The organism is Ramlibacter sp., from assembly GCF_041916345.1.
Taxonomy (GTDB): Bacteria; Pseudomonadota; Gammaproteobacteria; order Burkholderiales; family Burkholderiaceae_C; genus Ramlibacter.
Genome location: NZ_JAYRZR010000006.1, coordinates 15,216 through 34,231, shown reverse-complemented (window position 1 = coordinate 34,231; position 19,016 = coordinate 15,216). Strand labels below are relative to the sequence as shown.

General features: G+C 69.0%; 24 protein-coding genes. 17 read left to right on the top strand and 7 right to left on the bottom strand.

Annotated elements, in window-relative coordinates:
* The 10 genes from ACE3T5_RS03150 to ACE3T5_RS03105 are packed head-to-tail and all read left to right on the top strand — an operon-like array spanning position 1 to position 8,253.
* A complete protein-coding gene (locus ACE3T5_RS03150) occupies positions 1-1,305 on the top strand; it encodes a M20/M25/M40 family metallo-hydrolase (RefSeq protein WP_374664351.1) in 1,305 nt (434 codons plus the stop codon).
* Positions 1,306-1,309: 4 nt separating this feature from the next.
* Positions 1,310-1,819, top strand: a complete 510-nt coding sequence (locus tag ACE3T5_RS03145; RefSeq protein WP_374664349.1) for an N-acetyltransferase family protein — start codon at positions 1,310-1,312, stop codon at positions 1,817-1,819.
* Positions 1,816-2,949, top strand: coding sequence for an iron-containing alcohol dehydrogenase (locus tag ACE3T5_RS03140; RefSeq protein WP_374664347.1), 1,134 nt, complete (start codon positions 1,816-1,818; stop codon positions 2,947-2,949). Before ACE3T5_RS03145 ends, ACE3T5_RS03140 begins: the two co-directional genes overlap by 4 nt.
* Before the next feature lie 13 nt (positions 2,950-2,962).
* On the top strand, positions 2,963-3,742 hold the full coding sequence (locus ACE3T5_RS03135) for a gamma-glutamyl-gamma-aminobutyrate hydrolase family protein (RefSeq protein ID WP_374664345.1): 780 nt from the start codon (positions 2,963-2,965) through the stop codon (positions 3,740-3,742).
* Positions 3,739-5,112: an aldehyde dehydrogenase family protein gene (locus ACE3T5_RS03130; RefSeq protein ID WP_374664343.1), complete on the top strand. Its 1,374-nt coding sequence runs from the start codon at positions 3,739-3,741 to the stop codon at positions 5,110-5,112. Before ACE3T5_RS03135 ends, ACE3T5_RS03130 begins: the two co-directional genes overlap by 4 nt.
* Entirely contained in the window at positions 5,109-5,789 is a 681-nt protein-coding gene (locus ACE3T5_RS03125) for an HAD family hydrolase (protein WP_374664341.1), read from the top strand. The genes ACE3T5_RS03130 and ACE3T5_RS03125 overlap by 4 nt, the downstream gene beginning before the upstream one ends.
* 12 nt (positions 5,790-5,801) lie before the next feature.
* Positions 5,802-6,185, top strand: coding sequence for a DUF1016 N-terminal domain-containing protein (locus tag ACE3T5_RS03120; RefSeq protein ID WP_374664473.1), 384 nt, complete (start codon positions 5,802-5,804; stop codon positions 6,183-6,185).
* Positions 6,113-6,403 (top strand): DUF1778 domain-containing protein, encoded by a 291-nt coding sequence (locus tag ACE3T5_RS03115; RefSeq protein WP_374664339.1) that lies wholly within the window; start codon positions 6,113-6,115, stop codon positions 6,401-6,403. Before ACE3T5_RS03120 ends, ACE3T5_RS03115 begins: the two co-directional genes overlap by 73 nt.
* Positions 6,400-6,903: a GNAT family N-acetyltransferase gene (locus tag ACE3T5_RS03110; protein WP_374664337.1), complete on the top strand. Its 504-nt coding sequence runs from the start codon at positions 6,400-6,402 to the stop codon at positions 6,901-6,903. Before ACE3T5_RS03115 ends, ACE3T5_RS03110 begins: the two co-directional genes overlap by 4 nt.
* 36 nt (positions 6,904-6,939) lie before the next feature.
* Positions 6,940-8,253: a DUF2130 domain-containing protein gene (locus ACE3T5_RS03105; protein ID WP_374664335.1), complete on the top strand. Its 1,314-nt coding sequence runs from the start codon at positions 6,940-6,942 to the stop codon at positions 8,251-8,253.
* On the opposite strand, the gene ACE3T5_RS03100 is transcribed toward ACE3T5_RS03105, so the two are convergent.
* From ACE3T5_RS03100 to ACE3T5_RS03090, 3 genes are all read right to left on the bottom strand, one after another.
* Positions 8,250-8,927 (bottom strand): nitroreductase, encoded by a 678-nt coding sequence (locus ACE3T5_RS03100; RefSeq protein WP_374664333.1) that lies wholly within the window; start codon positions 8,925-8,927, stop codon positions 8,250-8,252. The genes ACE3T5_RS03105 and ACE3T5_RS03100 overlap by 4 nt on opposite strands.
* A gap of 153 nt (positions 8,928-9,080) precedes the next feature.
* On the bottom strand, positions 9,081-9,977 hold the full coding sequence (locus ACE3T5_RS03095) for an alpha/beta hydrolase (RefSeq protein ID WP_374664331.1): 897 nt from the start codon (positions 9,975-9,977) through the stop codon (positions 9,081-9,083).
* Positions 9,978-10,100: 123 nt separating this feature from the next.
* On the bottom strand, positions 10,101-10,424 hold the full coding sequence (locus ACE3T5_RS03090; RefSeq protein WP_374664329.1) for a DUF938 domain-containing protein: 324 nt from the start codon (positions 10,422-10,424) through the stop codon (positions 10,101-10,103).
* 101 nt (positions 10,425-10,525) lie between these two features.
* On the opposite strand from ACE3T5_RS03090, the gene ACE3T5_RS03085 reads away from it, so the two are divergent.
* Both ACE3T5_RS03085 and ACE3T5_RS03080 read left to right on the top strand, forming a co-directional pair.
* Positions 10,526-11,071, top strand: a complete 546-nt coding sequence (locus ACE3T5_RS03085) for a hypothetical protein (RefSeq protein WP_374664327.1) — start codon at positions 10,526-10,528, stop codon at positions 11,069-11,071.
* Positions 11,053-11,592 carry a hypothetical protein gene (locus ACE3T5_RS03080; RefSeq protein ID WP_374664325.1) on the top strand — a complete coding sequence of 180 codons (540 nt, stop codon included), beginning with the start codon at positions 11,053-11,055 and terminating at the stop codon, positions 11,590-11,592. Before ACE3T5_RS03085 ends, ACE3T5_RS03080 begins: the two co-directional genes overlap by 19 nt.
* 154 nt (positions 11,593-11,746) lie before the next feature.
* On the opposite strand, the gene ACE3T5_RS03075 is transcribed toward ACE3T5_RS03080, so the two are convergent.
* Together ACE3T5_RS03075 and ACE3T5_RS03070 are read right to left on the bottom strand one after the other, a co-directional pair.
* Complete coding sequence (locus ACE3T5_RS03075) at positions 11,747-12,340, bottom strand: hypothetical protein (RefSeq protein ID WP_374664323.1); 594 nt, start codon at positions 12,338-12,340, stop codon at positions 11,747-11,749.
* A 137-nt stretch (positions 12,341-12,477) separates the two neighbouring features.
* On the bottom strand, positions 12,478-12,828 hold the full coding sequence (locus tag ACE3T5_RS03070; protein ID WP_374664321.1) for an RNA recognition motif domain-containing protein: 351 nt from the start codon (positions 12,826-12,828) through the stop codon (positions 12,478-12,480).
* 260 nt (positions 12,829-13,088) lie between these two features.
* Here ACE3T5_RS03070 and ACE3T5_RS03065 point away from each other — a divergent pair, with 260 nt between their 5' ends.
* From ACE3T5_RS03065 to ACE3T5_RS03045, 5 genes are read left to right on the top strand one after another with little or no spacing between them, the layout of a single operon-like run.
* A complete protein-coding gene (locus ACE3T5_RS03065) occupies positions 13,089-13,952 on the top strand; it encodes a hypothetical protein (protein ID WP_374664319.1) in 864 nt (287 codons plus the stop codon).
* A gap of 44 nt (positions 13,953-13,996) precedes the next feature.
* Positions 13,997-15,406, top strand: a complete 1,410-nt coding sequence (locus ACE3T5_RS03060) for a 3-isopropylmalate dehydratase large subunit (RefSeq protein WP_374664317.1) — start codon at positions 13,997-13,999, stop codon at positions 15,404-15,406.
* Positions 15,406-16,032 carry a 3-isopropylmalate dehydratase small subunit gene (leuD, locus tag ACE3T5_RS03055; protein WP_374664315.1) on the top strand — a complete coding sequence of 209 codons (627 nt, stop codon included), beginning with the start codon at positions 15,406-15,408 and terminating at the stop codon, positions 16,030-16,032. The genes ACE3T5_RS03060 and leuD overlap by 1 nt, the downstream gene beginning before the upstream one ends.
* 40 nt (positions 16,033-16,072) lie before the next feature.
* Positions 16,073-17,032: a Bug family tripartite tricarboxylate transporter substrate binding protein gene (locus tag ACE3T5_RS03050; protein WP_374664313.1), complete on the top strand. Its 960-nt coding sequence runs from the start codon at positions 16,073-16,075 to the stop codon at positions 17,030-17,032.
* Positions 17,029-17,760 carry a transporter substrate-binding domain-containing protein gene (locus ACE3T5_RS03045; RefSeq protein WP_374664311.1) on the top strand — a complete coding sequence of 244 codons (732 nt, stop codon included), beginning with the start codon at positions 17,029-17,031 and terminating at the stop codon, positions 17,758-17,760. Before ACE3T5_RS03050 ends, ACE3T5_RS03045 begins: the two co-directional genes overlap by 4 nt.
* 97 nt (positions 17,761-17,857) lie before the next feature.
* On the opposite strand, the gene ACE3T5_RS03040 is transcribed toward ACE3T5_RS03045, so the two are convergent.
* Both ACE3T5_RS03040 and ACE3T5_RS03035 read right to left on the bottom strand, forming a co-directional pair.
* Positions 17,858-18,067, bottom strand: a complete 210-nt coding sequence (locus ACE3T5_RS03040; protein WP_374664309.1) for a hypothetical protein — start codon at positions 18,065-18,067, stop codon at positions 17,858-17,860.
* A 105-nt stretch (positions 18,068-18,172) separates the two neighbouring features.
* Positions 18,173-18,934 carry an IclR family transcriptional regulator gene (locus ACE3T5_RS03035; protein WP_374664307.1) on the bottom strand — a complete coding sequence of 254 codons (762 nt, stop codon included), beginning with the start codon at positions 18,932-18,934 and terminating at the stop codon, positions 18,173-18,175.
* Positions 18,935-19,016: the final 82 nt, after the last annotated feature.

Below are 19,016 nucleotides of genomic sequence, written 5' to 3'. Positions count from 1 at the left end.
ATGCGTCGTCGTCCCCTCGCCCTTCTGCTCGCGCTGGTCGCCGCATGCGCGGCCTGGCCCGTGCGGGCCCAACTCAACGAGACCGAGCAGCGCATCGTGACGGCGGTCAAGGCGCGCTCGCCCGCCGCGCTGGCGCTGCTGGAGCGTTCCGTCCGCATCAACAGCGGCACGCTCAACGCCGAAGGCGTGCGTGCGGTCGGTGCGCTCTACCGCGCGGAGCTGGACGCCATGGGCTTCGCCACCCGCTGGGTCGACATGCCCGAGAGCATGCAGCGCGGTGGCCACCTCGCCGCCACGCGGCAGGGTCAGGCCGGCCAGCGCCTGCTGCTGCTGGGCCACCTGGACACGGTGTTCGAGAAAGACAGTGCTGTCGCCGCGTGGGATCGTCGCGGGGATCGCGTGCGCGGCCAGGGCGTGAACGACATGAAGGGCGGCAACGTGGTGCTGCTGGAAGCCCTGCGCGCGCTGCAGGCCGCGGGCGCGCTGGAGGGCACCACCCTCGCGGTGCTCTTCACCGGCGACGAGGAGCGCGTGGGCGCGCCGATCTCGCAGGCCCGCGCCGAGCTGGTGTCGATGGCGAAGCAGTCCGACGCCGCGCTGTCCTTCGAGGCGGCCGCGCGCATCGATGGGGTGGACCGCGCGAGCTACGCGCGCCGCTCCGCCGGCAGTTGGTCACTCACCGTGCGAGCGCGGCCCGGGCACTCCGCGGGCATGTTCTCGCCCGGCCAGAGCCTGGGCGCCATCTACGAGGCCGCGCGCATCCTCAATGCCTTCCGTGAGCAACTGCCGGAGCCGGGCCTCACCTTCAGCCCGGGTGCCGCGGCCGGCGGCACGCAGGTGCAGTGGGACGACGCCACGGCCACCGGCACGTTGTTCGGCAAGTCCAACGTGATTCCGCGCGACTTCATCGTGCGCGGCGACATCCGCTATCTCTCGCCCGAGCAGGGCGAGCGCGCCCGCCAGCGCATGCGCGAGATCGTGGCGGCCAGCCTGCCCGGCACCCGCAGCGAGATCCGCATCGGCGAGGCTTATCCGCCCATGCCGCCCACCGAGGGCGGGCGCCGCCTGCTGGAGGCCTACTCGCGCGCCAGCCAAGATGCGGGCTTCGGCCCGGTGGTGGAGATGGACCCGTCTTCGCGCGGCGCGGGCGACATCCAGTTCGCCGCACCGCATGTGCCCGGGCTCGACGGCCTGGGCGTGGCGGGCCGTGGCGCGCACACCGATGACGAAGACATGGAGATCGCGTCCATCGAGCGCGGCGCCATCCGCGCGGCGCTGCTGATCTACCGGCTCACGCGGCCCTGAAGTGATGCCTGCCGTCCGCCTGCTCACGCCTGATGACGCACCCGCGTTCCGCGCCCTGCGCCTGCGCGGCCTGCGCGAGCATCCGGATGCCTTCACCTCCAGCTATGAGGAAGATGCCGCGCACCCGCCCGAGGTGTCGGCGGCGCGCCTGGCTTCGCCGCGTGTCTCGTTCTGGGGCGCGTTTATCGACAGCGAACTGACCGGCATCGTGGGCCTGGAGCGCGAGACGCGCACCAAGAACCGCCACAAGGCGCACGTCGTCGGCATGTTCGTCGCGCCCGAGGCCGCGGGCCACGGCCTCGGCCATGCGTTGCTCCAGGCCCTGCTGGCCCAGGCCCGCGCTGAAGGGCTGCAGCTGCTGGTGCTCACCGTCACCGAAGGCAACGACAGCGCCGTCCGCCTGTATGAACGCTGCGGCTTCCGCGCCTTCGGCACCGAGCCCCGCGCCATCGTGGTGGCGGGCCGGGCCTACGGCAAGATTCACATGTTCCTTGATCTCACGACTGCATCATGAGCCTTTCGCACTTCTCCTTTCCCACCTCCATCGTCTTCGGCGCCGGCGCCCGCAAGGAGGTGGCAGGCCACCTGCGCGACCATGGCCTGAAGCGCCCGCTGATCGTGACGGACCGCGCCCTGGCCGCGCTGCCGGTGCTGGCGGAGTTCCGCAGCCATCTGCAGGGCCTGGAGGTCGCGGTCTATGACGGCGTATTCGGCAACCCGACGGCCAGCCAGGTGATGGGCGGCGCGGCTGCGTTCAAGGCGCATGGGGCCGACTGCATCATCGGCTTTGGCGGTGGCGCCGCGCTGGATGTCGCCAAGGTGGTGGGCATCGCCGCCACGCACGAGGGCGACATCATCGAGTACGTGTGGGACCACCCGCAGGTGCGCCCCATCAAGAATGCGCTGCCGCACTTCGTGGCCCTGCCCACCACCTCGGGCACCGGCTCCGAGGTGGGGCGCTCCTCGGTGGTGAGCGAGAACGACACGCACCTCAAGCGCGTGGTGTTCAGCCCGAAGATCCTGGCGAAGAAGGTGTTCGCCGACCCCGAGCTCACCTTCGCGCTGCCGCCGCATGTGACGGCCGCCACCGGCATGGACGCGCTCACGCACAACGTGGAGAGCTATCTCTCGCCCGCCTATCACCCGCTGTGCGACGGCATCGCGCTGGAGGGCACGCGCATCGCGGCGCGTGCACTGGTCACGGCCGTCAAGGAGCCGGGCAACCTCCAGGCCCGCAGCGACATGATGATGGCCTCGATGATGGGCGCCATCGCCTTCCAGAAGGACCTGGGCGCGGTGCACTCCTGCGCGCACGCCCTGGGCGCGGTGTGCGACCTGCACCACGGCCTGGCCAATGCGCTGATGATCGACACCGTGATGACGTGGAACCGCGAGGTGGTGCCGGCGAAGTTTGATGAGCTGGCGCATGTGTGCGGCGTGGCCGGCGGCGGCGCGGCCTTCGTGCCGTGGCTGCAGCAGCTCAAGGCCACGGTGGGCATCACCGGCCGGCTGGCGGACCATGGCGTGAAGCCCGATCACATGGCGCGCCTGGTGCAGATCGCCACCGCCGACATCTGCCACCAGACCAACCCCCGCCCGTGCACCGCGGCGGATTTCGAGCGGCTCTTCGCCGCGGCGATGTGAGGGGCCGCCAGGGATGAGTCACACCACCCGCCTGAAGATCGGCATCTCCGCCTGCTTCTTCCACCCGGATGGCGAGCGCAAGGCGGCGCCTTCCAAGACGCTGCTGTGGATCGAGCAATCCACCGCGCACTGGGTCATGTCCGAAGGGGCGCTGCCGGTGATGGTGCCCTCGCTGGCCGGCGACACCTTCCGCGGCGACGTGAGCGTGGCCGAGTACGCCCACTGGCTGGACGGCATCGTCATGCATGGCGGCGCGGATGTGTGGCCCGGCAGCTATGGCGAGCAGCCGCTGCGCCCCGAGTGGCACGGCGACCGCGTGCGCGACGCGTATGAAGTGGCGCTGGTGCAGGCCTTCGTGGCCGCCGGCAAGCCGGTGTTCGGCATCTGCCGCGGCCTGCAGCTGATCAACGTGGCGCATGGCGGCACGCTGTACCAGGACATCAGCACGCAGAAGCCCGGCGCGCTGGTGCACCGCGATGCGGCCGCCTACGACCTGAACTTCCATGAGGTGGAGGTGCTGCCCGACACGCGCCTGAGCGAGCTGGTGCCACCCGGCCGCCACAAGATCAACAGCGTGCACCACCAGGGCATCAAGGACCTCGCGCCCGGCTTCCGGGTGGAGGCCGTGTCACCCGAAGACGGCGTGATCGAAGCCATCCGTCACACCGGCGGCCCCTGGGTGGCCGCCGTGCAATGGCACCCCGAGTTCCACCGGCCCGAGTTGGGTGTGGTGGACGATACCCCACTGTTGCGCGATTTCCTGGAGGCCGCCCGCGCGGCCCGCAAAGCATGAGCACCCTCTCCATCCACAACCCCGCCAACGGCGAACGCATCACCACCCTGGAGGCCGACGACGCGGCCTCCGTCGCCAGCAAGGCCGCCGTGGCGCGCGCGGCGCAACCGCTGTGGGCCGCGCGCCCGCTGGCCGAGCGGCGTGCGTGCGTGCAGGCCTTCCGCGCGGGCGTGGTGCGCGATCTGGAGGCACTGGCCCAGGTCATGACGTGCGAGACCGGCAAGCCCATCAAGATGTCGCGCAACGAGCTGAACGGCCTGCTGCCGCGCATCGACTTCTTCCTGGCGCAGGCGGAAGCCAGCATCGCGCCCGAGACGGTGTTCGACGAAGGCGGCATGCGCGAGCGCATCGAGCACGAGCCGCTGGGCGTGGTGGCCAACATCTCGGCCTGGAACTACCCGTGGTTCGTGGGCTGCAACGTGATCCTGCCCGCGCTTCTGACCGGCAACGCGGTGCTGTACAAGCCCTCGGAATACGCCACGCTCACCGGTCTGGAGATCACGCGCCTGCTGCATGAGGCGGGCGTGCCGAAGGACGTGCTGTTCTGCCTGGTCGGCGCTGGCGAAGTGGGCGCGGCCCTGCTGGCGCAGCCGGTGGATGGCGTGTTCTTCACCGGCTCGCATGCCACCGGCCAGCGCATCGCCGCCGCCGTGGGCCAGCGCTTCGTGAAGCTGCAGCTGGAGCTGGGGGGCAAGGACCCCACCTACGTGTGCGACGACGCGGACCCGAAGGCGGCCGCCGAATCACTGGCCGATGGCGCCATGTACAACACGGGGCAAAGCTGCTGCTCGGTCGAGCGCATCTACGTGCACGAGAAGATCCACGATGCCTTCGTCGATCACTTCGTGGCCACGGTCAAGGGCTACCGCATGGGCGACCCGATGAGCGAGGACACGTACATCGGCGCCATCACCCGTGCACCGCAGCTCGCGGTGCTGCAGGCCCAGGTGGCCGACGCCAAGGCCAAGGGCGCAAGGCTGCTGCTGGGTGGCGCGCGCGGCGAGGGGCCGGGCAACTGGTTCCAGCCCACCGTGTTCAGCCACGTGAACCACAGCATGGAGCTGATGCGCGAAGAGAGCTTCGGCCCCATCATCGGCATCCAGAAGGTGAGCGGCGATGACGAAGCCGTGCGCCTGATGAACGACACGCGCTACGGTCTCACGGCCGGCGTGTACACGCCCGACGAGGCGCGCGCCCATGCGCTGCTGGCGCAGGTGCGCGCGGGCAGCGTGTACTGGAACTGCTGCGACCGCGTGAGCCCGCGCCTGCCCTGGAGCGGCGTGGGCGACTCCGGCGTGGGCCTCACGCTCTCCACCTACGGCATCCAGACCTTCACCCGGCCGAAGGCCTGGCATCTGAGGAAGGCATGAGCGCCGCGGGCAAGAAGCCCAGGCTCACGCTCTTCGACCTGGACCACACGCTGCTGACCGCCGACAGCGACGTGCTGTGGTGCGAATTCCTCATGGCGCATGGCGTGCTGGAACGCGAAAGCTTCGCCGCCCGCAATGCCGACATGGAGGCGCGCTACAAGGCCGGCACCGTGGGCGTGGCGGAATTCGCGGGCTTCTACGTCAGCACGCTGGCTGGCCGCTCTCCCGCGCAGTGGCAGCCGCTGCGGGAGCAGTTCCTGCACGAAGTCATCGTGCCCTGTGTGGCGCCGCGCGCGCCGGCGCTGGTGCGCGAGCACCTGGACGCCGGTGACCTGGTGGTGCTGACCACCGCCACCAACCGATTCATCACCGAACTCACCGCGCAGCACTTCGGCATCGAGCACCTGCTGGCCACCGAGTGCGAGGTGGTGGATGGCGTGTTCACCGGCCGCACCGAGGGCGTGCACAACATGCGCGAGGGCAAGGTCACGCGGCTGCAGGCGTGGTTGGCCGGGCGAGGCTTTTCACTGCCTGATCTGCATTCCACCGCCTACAGCGATTCGATCAATGATCTGGCGCTGTTGAGCGCCGCGGACGTGGCCGTGGCGGTGGATCCGGAGCCGCGGCTGAAGGCGGCGGCGCAGGAGCGGGGCTGGCGGGTGGTCACGCTGCGATGATCGGGATGGGCAATTGGGATTGCCGAGGAAAGGCCGCGAAGGCGGCTGGCACAAGAGCAGGTGAATAGTGTCAGTGCCACCTGCGGAAAGCAGATTCTTGTGACAGTGTCACGAGAATTGACCGCCGAATACGGGGCTGGATTCAGCGACACCGAACTTAACCGGACGATCAGGTTCGCCGAGGCTTTCCCGGTCGAAGCAATTGACGTGACAAGTGGCTCCGGGGCAAGCCCCTCGGTAACCGCCCCTTGCAAATCCTTTCCGGCGCGGAGCGACGCTGCGGATGTGTTGACATTGTCCCCACGCCGGCGTATGGTCATTGGATGGAAGACCTCTCCTTGCGGCAAGAAGCCGTCACCATCAACATCCGGGCCAAGGCGCGCCAGCGCGACCTGATCGATCTGGCCGCGGATCGCCTCGGCCGCAGCCGGTCTGACTTCATGCTCGAAGCGGCCTGCAAGGCCGCGGAAGATGTTCTGCTCGACCAGACGTACTTCGGCCTGAGCGAGAACGGCTTCGCCGAACTCCAGGCCATGCTTGACGCGCCCCCGCGCGCTTCTGACCGCTTGCGCCGCACGCTTCGGGCCCGGGCCCCCTGGGACGCCAAGCCGTGAGGCCGCCGCAGCCGCTGGCCGCCGGCCACCGGCTGGACGCCTTCACCAGTGGCGAACCATCTCTGGATGCATGGCTGCGGCAGCGCGCGTTGCGCAATCAGGGCAATGGATCATCGCGCACCTACGTCGTGTGCGACGACGACGATCACGTCATCGCCTACTACTGCCTGGCCGCCGGGGCCATTGCCCAGGCCGATGCGCCGGGGAACCTTAGGCGCAATCGGCCCGACCCCATCCCGGTGATCGTGCTGGGGCGCCTGGCCGTGCACGCCGAGCATCATCAGAGCGGTCTGGGAACCGCATTGCTGCGCGACGCGATCCTGCGGACCCTGCAGGCCGCTGAAGTGGCGGGCATCGCCGCGTTGCTGGTGCACGCCTTGTCAGAGCCTGCGCGCCGTTTCTACCTCTCCCGGGGCTTTCTTGAATCCCCGATCCAGCCGATGACGCTGTGCCTGCCGCTCACCACCGTTCGCAAGACCCTGGAAGAGCTGGACCGCTGAGCCGCCAGCCGCAGCCACCAATGAACCCGCAAGCCCATGCACGACATCATCTGCCCCCACTGCGGCAAGGCCTTCCAGATCGACGAGGCCGGCTACGCCGACATCTTGAAGCAGGTCCGCGACAGCGCGTTCGAGAAGGATCTGCACGAGCGGCTGGAACTCGCCGAACGCGACAAGCAGGCGGCCCTGGCGCTCGCCCGGGCCCAGGCGGCCAGCGAGCAGCAGCGGGCGGCCGCAGCCAAGGACGCGGCGATCCAGGAGCTGAAAGGCAAGCTCGACGCGGCGGAGGTGGCCCGGCAGCTCGCCGTGACCCAGGCCCTGGCCGCCCTGGAGAAGGAGCGCGACGCGCTTGCCGCGCAGCTGGCCCAGGCGAAGCAGGATCAACAGGCCGCCGCGCGGCTGGCCGAGGCGAAGCGGGCCACCGAGGTGCTGCAGGCAGCCGCGGCCAAAGACGCCGAGATCCAGGCGCTCAAGCTCAACCTGGAACGCGCCGCGCTGGACAAGCAGGTGGCCGAGCAAGCGCTGAAGGAAAAGTACGAGACCGTTCTGAAAGGCCGGGACGTCGAGATCGGCCTCTTGCGTGACATGAAGGCCCGCCTCTCCACCAAGATGGTCGGTGAGACGCTGGAGCAGCACTGCGAGACCGAGTTCAACCGCATCCGCGCCACCGCCTTCCCGCGCGCCTACTTCGAGAAGGACAACGACGCGCGCACCGGCAGCAAGGGCGACTACATCTTCAGGGACCACGACGAAGCTGGCACCGAGATCGTCTCCATCATGTTCGAGATGAAGAACGAGAGCGACGGCACCGCCACGAAGAAGGCGAACGAGGATTTCCTGAAGGAGCTGGACAAGGACCGCAACGAGAAGGGCTGCGAATACGCCGTACTCGTCTCATTGCTGGAGCCCGAGAGCGAGCTGTACAACACCGGCATCGTCGACGTGTTCCACCGCTTCCCCAAGATGTACGTGGTGCGGCCGCAGTTCTTCATCCCCATCATCACGCTGCTGCGCAACGCGGCGATGAATTCGCTGAAGTACAAGACCGAGCTGGCGCTGGTGAAGGCGCAGAACATCGACATCACGAAGTTCGAGTCGGAGCTGGAGACCTTCAAGGCGGCGTTCGCCCGCAACTACGAGCTCGCCTCCGGCCACTTCCAGAAGGCCATCGCCGAGATCGACAAGTCCATCGACCACCTGCAGAAGACCAAGGATGCGCTGCTGGGCACCGACCGCAACCTGCGCCTGGCCAACGACAAGGCGCAGGACGTGACGATCAAGAAACTGACCAAGGGCAACCCCACGATGGCGGCGAAGTTCGCCGACCTCAAGGGCCAGGGGCCAGGCTAGCCGTCGAACCCCACGAACACCGACGCCTCCGCCACGCTCTTGCGCGTGGACACCACCGCGTTGGCCGGAAAGGTCTCGTCCGGCCAGCCGAGCGCGATGCTCTTCATGATCACCTGGTCATCGGCAATGCCTGCGTGCTCCCGCACCACGGGCGACTGCATGATGCCCTGGCTGTTGATCACGCAGCCCAGGCCCCGCGACCACGCGGCGTTGACCAGCGCCGTGGTCACCGCGCCGCAATCGAAAGGCGTGTCGTCGCTGCCATCGAGCACGCGGTCATACGTGACGATGATGCACACCGGTGCATCGAACTGGCGGAAGCCGCGCATTACCCAATCCTGCCGCTTCGCCTGATCATCCCGCGCGATGCCCATGGCCGCGAACAGCTGCTTGGCCACGCCGATCTGCCGCTCGCGATGCGGGCCCGCGAAAGGCGGGCCGATGCGGAACTCCCGCGACTGGGGCACGCCCGCGGCCATGCGCTCCGTATTGCCCTGGCGGATGCGCGCCAGCGGCTCGCCCGTGACCACGTAGAAGTTCCACGGTTGCGTGTTCATGGACGACGGCGCGCGCATGGCGAGTGCCAGGATCTCCTCGATCAGTGCGCGCGGAACGGGATCGGGCTTGTAGCCGCGGATGCTGCGGCGGCCGAGGATGACGTCGTCGAATTCCATGGGGTGGACGCGTGAGAAACGGGCGATCTTAGGCGGAGCGGGGCCTGAGTGCTGTCGCCTGTGCGCATGGGCGGCGCAGTGCCTGGGGTCGCAGCGGACGTGCCAAACGTCATTCCCGCGGAGGCGGGAATCCAGGGTCTGCCAATGTCTCCTTCAGCGTGCTCCGCGCATGAAGGCCAGCATCAGATCCGTCAGTGATCGGTCTTCCGTATTGATCGAATACACCTCGGACATGTGGCTTTGCCCCAGCAGCCAATGGATGCGCGGGCAGCGGTTCGCGGCGCACAGGGCGTCCTCCAGCAGCTTCGCCTGCGCCGGAAACTCAGGCGGATCCAGCTCGGCGAACGCGAACAGCAGTGGCACCCGCGTCGAAGCCAGTCCGGGCAGCGCGGATTGCGCGGCATGGTGCGAGCGGTCGTTGCCGAAATAGGCATTGATCGGCGTGTTCGTCGCGCCGGGGGGTACCTCGAACAGGCCCGAGACGATCATCGCGCCGGCGATGCCACCCCCTGGCTGCACGTGGAAGCGCGGATGGGCCACATAGTGCGCGACGTGCGCAGCGCCGGCCGAGTGGCCCATCAGGTAGATCCGCGCCGGATCACCGTCATGGCTGCGCACGTTGCCATGCACCCACCGCAGGGCCGCCGCAATGTCCTCCTGCGCCGCGGGCCAGGGGTGCTGCGGCGCCAGTCGGTACGTCATGTTGACGCCGACCATGCCGTTGGCGACGGCCCACAGCATGATGTTGTCGTAGAAGGGGCTGGTGCCGGTGCGCTTGTTGCCGGCCGTGAAGCCGCCCCCATGCACGAACACCAGCACGGGGCGCGCCCCTGACTGTGTCGCCGGTTCGAAGACGTCCAGACGGTGGCGCGCATCCGGTCCGTAGGCGATGTCGCGTGTGGTCTTCACGCCCGCGTAGGGTTCCTTGCGGGCGAGCGGCGCATAGAGTTCGGCCGTTCGCGGCGGATCGACCACGCGGCCCAGCTGCTGCAGCCGGGCCGCGATCGCCGGCGGCACCTGACTCGCTACGTGGTTGGGCTGGGGCGGCATGGCGGTACAGGAAGCGTGGAGGAGGCCAGTGACGAGGGCAAGGACAAGTCGCACGATGATCCTTTCGCAAGCAGGCAGCAAGTCTTGGGAATGGAGTGCCCGTTTGCCAAGAGGAGCCTATCCTCAGCCGTGCCAGAAAGCCAGCATCAAGTTGTTCGCCGGCATCGCAATCCGGCGCCCCAGCACAAGCCCCCGGTCACCGGCCACCTGCACCACATCCTCCACCCGCCGAATCCCCCAAGCCGGATCCCGCGCGCGCAAGCTCTGATCAAGCGCCAGATTCCCCGCCGCCGCAGGCCCGCTCGATTCGAAATACGGCCCGTCGTTCACCAGCACGCCCCCCCCGGCGCCAGGTGCCGTGCCGCGCTCGCCCACGATGGCTTGCAACTGCGCGAGGATGGGCGCCTTGTGGTGGTCGGCGGCGGGACTGTGGGGCAGGTTGCACATGGCGGTGATTCTGGCCGCCTCCGGCCAAGCGCCGGGGCAGCCGAGTTCCCGGAGCGCACAATCGTCTTCCCAGGGTCGACAGCGCGCAGGCAAGAAGCAGCATGACAGTCATCGACAAGCGATCCGCAACGGCACCGCCGATCAGCCGCCGCACGGCGGGCTTGCTCGCCTTGGGCGCCGCGCTCAGTGCCTGCGGGGGCGGCGACAACAGCGAAGCGGCGCTGGGCCGCATTGCGGCCTCCGACTGGTCAGACACGCTTCCTGCATCCGTCCCGACCAGCCCGGTCCAGATGGGGATCATTGGCGTCGGCGCCAGTGGCCTGGTCTACGCGACTTCGCTGGAGGGGAGCGAGACCGTGCTCACGCGCTACCGGCTGTCAGGAGCAGTGGCCAGTCAGTTCCGCCTTCCGCGCGGGCCCAGTCCCTACACGCAGATCGACGTCGTCGAAGACACGGCCACCGGCGACATCCTGATGGCCCGAAGCGCGATCACGGGCGTCTTCATCAACACCTACACGGCCGTGGGCGGCGGCATCTACCGCCTGAATCCGGCGTCGGGCCAACTCACGGCGATCTTGGAGTCGAGCACCTCACCCCCAGTGGCTTGGCGCGCGATGCGACGGGCAACTTGTACACGCTGGATCTGAAGACGGGCGACGTCTTGAAGCTGGCAGCAGGCAGCAACCAGGCCACGGTGCTCTACCGCGTGACGAGTGAGCCGGTGGCGCCCATCGGCGGAAGCGCCCATGACTTCGTCTTGAGTGCCAAGGGCGTGATCGCGGTGACGAGCGAGGGCACCCTCTATGCCACGCTGGTGGCCGGGGGGCATCGCGCTGGCGCCGTGTATGGGCAGTACGGTGCCAAGGCCGTGCGGCTGCGCAATGGCCAGGCGGACTTGCTCGACGCGCCAGGCGGCGCGTTTGGCGCCTGGGGCACCAGCCTGTACTACCTGTCCAACGCCTTGGTGCGCAGGTTGGACGCCGCCGGGGTTGTCACCACGGTGGCCGGCACATCCGGCGTGAGTGAAAGAACGCAGTTCGGCTCACCGGGCACGCTGAGCAGCAGCGCCGCCTGGATCGGCCTCACCCCGGATGGTCGGATCCACCTGGAGAGCCGGGGCGGAGCGGGGCCGAGGTTCTTCGATGTGGTTCTGGCGGCTGAAGACTAGCGCGCCGGAGTCCTGGCAACGGCGGGGTACGACGTGCGCTTGCGGCGCCAGAAGCAGCCACGCCACGAACAGCCCGCCAGACTCTTGACGAGGCTTGCAGCCCATGGAGAGCGGCAACGCGTGGCTGCGGATGGCTCGTGCCGCTGCACCCGCGTCAGGCCACCAGCCCGAGATACGCCTGTCGCGTCTGCGGCGAGACGGCGCCGACGACTTGCTCGTAGGGCGTGCTGTGGCTGGCCAGCATGCGGGCCGACGCCACGGACTTCGACCGGCAATACCAGTCGCAGGTGTGCTGCAGCAGGAGCATCTCGGCCAGGATGACGAAGGCGCGGTCCTTCGCCGAGGCGCCCTGTTCTTCAACGGCACGGCAGATGCCGCGGGCGTGCATGCGCAGCGCTTCCCGCATGTCGAAGGACCTGTCGAACGCGGGCGAGAGGGGCAACCAGTACGGAAACTTGCTCACGCGCGTGGCCGTAGGCGCGACGCCCGCGAAGTCCTCCGCGAGTGCGTGGACCTGCCGGCACAGCACTTCCTCAGTTCCGCGCAGCACGCCCCAGACCTGCTCGCTGCGGGCGGGGTCCGATTCGCCCAGCGCGCGCGAGTAGCCCTGCGAAAGCGTCTCGATGTTCTTTTCGATGTCGTGGCCTTGCAGGTAGCGGGCCAGGATGGCGATGCGCCGTTGCTGCTGCCGGGCCCTGAGGATCCACAACGCGACCAGTGCCAACGGCAGGAAAAGAAGGAAGTCCACCGGTCGATGGTACATACGGAACTGGCTGGTGGAGGTGACATCACCAGCGACATCTCACCAACCAATCGAACCGTTCAGCGCCGGGTCCGAACGCAAAAAAGCCGGCAAAGCCGGCTTTCCCATGGAAGCGTCAAGGATCAGTAACGACCGCCGCCGTAGCCGCCATTGCCATAGCCCACGTCCGCCCGGTTGCTGGCCTTGAAGCCGTTGGCACCGTAGCCGCCCGGGCCGCGGCCTTCCTCACGAGGACGGGCCAGGTTCACGGTGATCGAGCGTCCATCGACGGACACGCCGTTGAGCGCCTTGATGGCAGCCTCGGCAGCCTCCGCAGACGCCATCTCGACAAAGCCGAATCCCTTGGAGCGGCCGGTCTCACGGTCCATCATGACCTTGGCGGAGGCAACGCTGCCGAACTCGGCAAAGTTCGATTCCAGGGTGGAGTGGGTCACGGAATAGGGCAGGTTGCCCACGTAGATCTTGCTGCTCATGACGAGCCTTTCTCAATCGTGGCGCCCGACAGGCGCACAGGTGCCGCACGGCGACCTGCCGCGCGGTGCGCAACGTCAATAGACATCTGGAGGGATTCGGGCAACGACGCGGCGGATTGCAAGTTCGCCGGAGGGAGACAGTAATACCTTGAAGAGCGATGAACTGCTCAACGTTCAGCAGCTTGGAGCTTACCACGTCGCGTACTTTCGCGCAGAGCCTATCCCGTGCGTTCGATGCCTCAGCGGACAATTCCGCCACCATGCCCAGCGCCCATCGCGTTTTCCCCGCGGGTGATCACCGCGTGCCTGCACCGTTCCGCAGCTTCGCGGTGCGGAGCGAAGAAGCTCAGCACGCCTTCGACGCCCGCGCGCCTTACGAGCGTGTGCATGTCGTGGATTGCCGTGACTTCCTGAGCGCCGAGGCACGCGCCAGCCTGGCGGCCGAGGGGTATGGCCGCGTGCGCATCGAGAACTTCTCCGATGTCGACTACGCCAGCACCACGCTGGCGGATCTGTGCGCGGCGGCGCCGGGCGTGGCGGATTGGCTGGGGAGCATCGCCGGGGCGTTGCAATGCACCGGCGTGCTGGGCGCGGAGGCTGATGCGCAGGACTACCGCCGCTGCGTGGCCACGCGCATCGACTATCTCGCCGCGCGCGGCGCGGAGTTTCACAACGACGTGCGGGGCCACTGGTCCCGCTGCCTGTTCTGGATTCTCGCCATCGATGTGCCTGACGTGGCTTTCGTCATGCCGCATGCGGGCGTGCACTGGCCGCTGGCCCCGGGCGAGCTCGTGGTGTTCGATCCGGCGCTGGCGCATGGGCTGTGCCGGCCGGCCGATGGCGCGCAGGTGCTGGAGGCTTCGTTCGCGCATGGCGACGGCGGGCGCCAGCTCTTCCTGACCGGTGAGATTCCGCTGAGTGATGCGCAGTGGGCGGCGCTGGGCGTGCCCTGGCTGCCGGTGGAGGCGCACGCGCAGCGCGGCGCGCTGGATCTCACCGTGGCGGAGTTCGACGGGCGCACCGGCGCCATCCGGCGCCCGGGGGATCTGCAGGGCTGCATGGCGCGCAGCGTCTGCTACGTGGGCGCCGCGGAGCCGGCCTTCGGCGACACCCACGGGACTTGATCGGCCCCCTGGCACGGCGCGCCTTGCCGCGCTAAGCTGTTGGCATGCCACCCCCGCCGCGCACCGCCTTCGAGAAGATCTGGGACGAGCACGTCATCGCTGACCTGGGCGATGGCGCCTGCCTGCTGCAGCTCGATCGCCTGCTGCTGCACGACGTGACCGGCTCGGTGGTGATGCGGGAGTTGACGGCCGCCGGGCATCGCCCGGACAGCCCGGCGCAGGTGTTCACCGTCATCGACCACCTGCTGGTCACGCGGCCGCAGGCCGCGCCGCGCACCGGCTGGAACACGGGGGCGGTGCAGATGATCGATGAGGCGCGCTGGCGCGCGCGCGACCTCGGCCTCACCCTCATCGATGTCGACGACGCGCGGCACGGCATCACGCACGTGATCGCGCCCGAGCTGGGGCTGGCCCTGCCCGGCCTCACCATCGCCTGCGGCGACAGCCACACCTGCACGCTGGGCGGCGTCGGCGCCATCGGCTGGGGCATCGGCACCTCGGAGGGCACCCATGCGCTGGCCACGCAGACGGTGGTGGAGACGCGGCCGAAGCGGATGCGGGTGCGCTTCGAAGGGCGCCTGCCGCGCGGCGTGACGGCCAAGGACATGGTGCTGCGCCTCATCGGCGAGATCGGCGCCGGCGGCGGCGCGGGTCATGCCATCGAGTTCGCGGGCGAGGCCGTGCGGGCGCTCGGCGTGGAGGCGCGGCTCACACTGTGCAACATGGCGGTGGAATGCAGCGCCAAGTACGGCTTCGTGGCGGCCGGCGACACCGTGTTCGACTACCTCCGAGGCAAGCCCTGGGCGCCGCAGGGCGCGCAGTGGGATGCGGCCGTGGCGCACTGGCGCAGCCTGGCCACCGACGCGGGCGCGCGCTTCGACCGCGAGGTCACCATCGACGTGTCCACCCTCGCGCCGCAGGTCACCTGGGGTACCAGCCCGCAGCACGTGGCGCCGGTCAGCGGGCACGTACCCCCCGTGGCTGACGCGGGCGATGCCCAGGCGCAGGCCCTGGCCGAGCGCGCCCTGGGCTACCAGCGGCTGGCGCCCGGGACCGCTCTGGCCGATGTGGCGATCGACGTGGCCTACATCGGCACCTGCACCAATGCGCGCCTGTCGGACCTGCGCGAGGCGGCTGCCTTCCTGCGCGGCCGGCACGTGGCCCCGGGTGTCACGGCGATCTGCATTCCGGGCTCGGCGGAGGTCAAGCGCGAGGCCGAGGCCGAGGGCTTGCACGAGGTCTTCCAGGCGGCGGGCTTCGAATGGCACGAGCCCGGGTGCGGCATGTGCGGCAGCGGGCGCGGCCGGCTCGAAGACGTGCGCGTGATCAGCACCAGCAACCGCAATTTCGAGAACCGCCAGGGCAAGCGCACCCGCACGCACCTGGCCAGCCCGCTGACCGTGGCCGCATCGGCCGTGGCGGGACGCATCGCCGACCCGCGGGAGGCATCCTGATGGAAGCGCTGCGCGAGCACACCGGCATCGCGGCACCGCTGCTGCAGGCCAACATCGACACCGACCAGATCATTCCCACGCGTTTCCTCGCCCGCGTGTCGGAAGAGGGGCTGGGCGAGGGGCTGTTCGCCGAGTGGGCCGTGCGCCCCGACGGCAGCCCGGAACCCGGCTTCGTGCTGAACCGCGCGCCGTGGAACACGGCCAGCATCCTCGTCGCCGGGCCCATGTTCGGCTGCGGTTCCTCGCGTGAGGCCGCGCCACGTGCGCTGCGCCAGCGCGGCTTCCGCGCCGTGATCGCACCGAGCTTCGGCGACACGTTCTTCAACAACTGCTTCCGCAACGGCATCGCGCCGGTGCGGCTGCCGCTGGAGGTGGTGGAAGCCGTGGGCCGGCACCTGCATGCGCATCAACAGGACGCATCGGCGTGCCAGCTCACGGTCGATCTCGCGCAGTGCCAGCTGCGTGTGGCAGCCACCGGCGAGACCCATCACTTCCAGATGCCGCCCCTGCTGCATCGCATGCTGCTCGAAGGCCTGGACGAGATCGCGCTCACGCGCACGCGGCAGGCCGACATCGAGGCCTTCCGCGCGCAGGACCGCCGCCGCCGGCCCTGGGCCTACCGTTGACCGCACCGCTTTGCCCCAGAAGAACCAGGAGACTTGCCCCATGAGACTCTTCACCCTCGCCGCCACCGCCTTGCTGGCGCTCGCCGGTACCGCCGCGACGGCACAGACCGACTACCCCGCACGCCGCATCACGCTGGTGGTCTCCGCCTCCACCGGTGGCGGGCTCGACGGCATTGCGCGCCTGCTCTCCAAGCGCATGCAGGAGGCCTGGGGCCAGCCCGCCATCGTGGAGAACCAGGGCGGCGCCGACGGCCTGATCGCCACCCAGCGCGTGGCGCAGTCGCCGCCCGATGGGTACACGCTGCTGCTGACCATTCCCTCGCTGCTGCTGCTCAAGCACAACAGCAAGGACCTCGGCTTCGACCCGGTGGCCTCGCTCGCGCCCGTCTCCGAGCTGGCCCGCACGCCATCAGCCATCGCCGTCAACGTGAAGAGCGGCATCCAGTCGTTCAAGGATCTGGTGGCCTTCTGCAACCGTGCGCCCAAGCCCTGCACCTGGGGAACGGGCCAGCAGCTCTCCTACCTGTACGGCCGGCGCACCTTTGCACTCAGCGGCATCACGGACACGGTCAACGTGCCCTACAAGGGCACCGGCCCGGTGGTGACCGACTTGCTGGGTGGCCACATCGACATCGGCGTCACCAGCATCGCCGCGCCGCTGCCGCACCACCAGAAGGGCGCGCTGCGCATCCTGGCCATCAACGCCGAGAAGCGCGCGCCGCAGGCGCCCGATGTGCCGACCTTCCAGGAGGTGGGGCTCAACGTGCCGGCGCGCGGCTCGTGGTACGGCCTTTTCGCGCCACGCAACACGCCGCCGGAGGTGATCGCGAGGATCGAGGCACTGATGCGCACGCTGGGCACCGAGCCGGCGTCACAGGACGTGGTGCGCACGCTCGGCGCGGATCCCGTGTTCGGCGGCACGCGCGAGTTTGCGGCCGCGATCCGCGAGGAAGAGACCTTTCTCGATGGCCTGATCAAGCAGTACCCGTTGAAGAAATGACCGCAAGCCAAGACCTCGCCGCGCAGATCGCGCCCACCGGCCGCCTGCGCGTGGCGCTGAACATGGGCAACCCGGTGCTGGCGCGCAGCCAGACTGCCACCGAGCGCCCTGCGGGCGTCACCATCGATCTGGGCCGGCGCTTCGCGGCACTGCTGGGCGTGCCCGCGGACTTCACCGAGTGCGCGTCGGCCGGCGTGGCTGGCGCCGCCATCGCGGCCGGCGAGGCCGACGTGGGCTTCATGGCGATCGATCCGCAGCGAGCCGAGACGCTGCACTTCAGCGCGCCCTACGTGCAGATCGAGGGCTGGTATGTGGTGCGGGCGGGTTCGCCGCTGCGCGAGCCCGCCGAGGTGGACCGGCCCAACATCCGCGTGGTGGCGGGCAAGGGCAGCGCCTATGGCCTCTTCCTGCATCGTGAGCTGCGGCAGGCGACGATGGTGGACGTGCCCACCTCCGAGGAGGTGGTGGATGCCTTGCTGGCGGACCCCACGCTCGATGTGGCCGCAGGCGTGTTGCAGCAGCTGCAGGCCGACGTGGCGCGCCACCCCGGCCTGCGTCTGCTGCCCGGCGCCTTCATGACCATCCGCCAGGCCATGACGCTGGCCCGTCGCCACTCCGACGCGGTCAAGACCTGCATGGAGGACTTCATGCGCGAGCAGCGCGCCACCGGCTTCATCCGCGAGGCGTTGGCGCGGCATGGGATGGATGGGGTGACGGTGCTCGACTGAGCGGCTTCAGGCATGCAGAGTGGGTACGCAGGCGTCGGCGTTGCCTTCGCGTACTGGTAGGAGGCACTCGACAACGATGCTCGGCTGGCCCACCCAGCTACTTGCGCCGGCGCAGCACCTTGCCGGCCATGCCCAGAACGGGCTCGTCAATGCGACGCAGCACGGTGATGCTGCCACTGGCGCTCTTCTCGACCAGGTCGGCGCCGATCACCATGGTGACCTTGCCGCGAATCTGCAGGGCCCGCTCATGCGCGGCTCGTCCCGCACGAGCAGCCAACTCTGGCACCCGAGCGTCGGCCAGCTCCATTTGGACGTCGTCCAATACGAACGGGGCACCGGGGCAAGACATGTCGTTGATTCTAGACACTCAGTCTGTGCCTCCGCACGTTTGGCATGACGCCAACTACCCCCCTCACGGATGCCACCGCGACACCGCTTTCGGCGTCGCCGCGGACCGCCCACCCGCCAGCGCATACGACAACTGGTTGGCCGCCCGCACCACTGCCTTGGCGTGCTTCTCCAGCTTCGCTCGGGTCAGGCGTGAGCTGGGGCCCGAGATGCACATGGAGCCGAGCAGGCGCCAGTTGGTGGAGAACACCGGCGCCGCCACGCTGGAGACCTCGGCTTCGCGTTCGCCCAGGCTCAGGTGGTAGCCGCGCTCGCGGATCGCCTCGTACGGCGCGCCGGCGGCGCCGCTGAAGGCCAGGATCACGCGGCCCGGTGCGCCCCGGTCGAGTGGCAAGCGTTCGCCCACGCGAACATGGTGCCGCACGGAGTGCGGCCCTTCCACTCGGGCGACGCAGGCGCGGATGTCGCCCTCGCGCACATAGAACGAAGCGCTTTCGCCGGTTTCCTGCACCAGTTCACGCAGCACAGGCTCCACCACGTTGTTGACGTCGAATCCGGCCTGGTAGCGCATGCCCAGCCAGCCCGCAGCGGGGCCCAGGCGCCACTGGCCGTCGTCGGTCTGCACCATGTAGTGCGACAGAGCCAGTGTGCGCGCCAGGCGCAGCACGGTGGTCTTGTGCATGCCGCTGCGGCGGCTCAGCTCCGCGAGCGACAGCCTGGGCTCGTCCACGTCGAACGCCTCCATCAGGCTCAGCGCGCGCGTGACGGCGGCTACGCCACCTGAAGACGTGGCGTCGGAATCGGGTTCGGCAGGGGCATTGCGCATCGTGCACCTCGGTTCATTCAGTGCAACGCCATTGTATGGATCGGAACGGTCTTCTACAGTCCGTCGCATCGAGCCCGAGCCC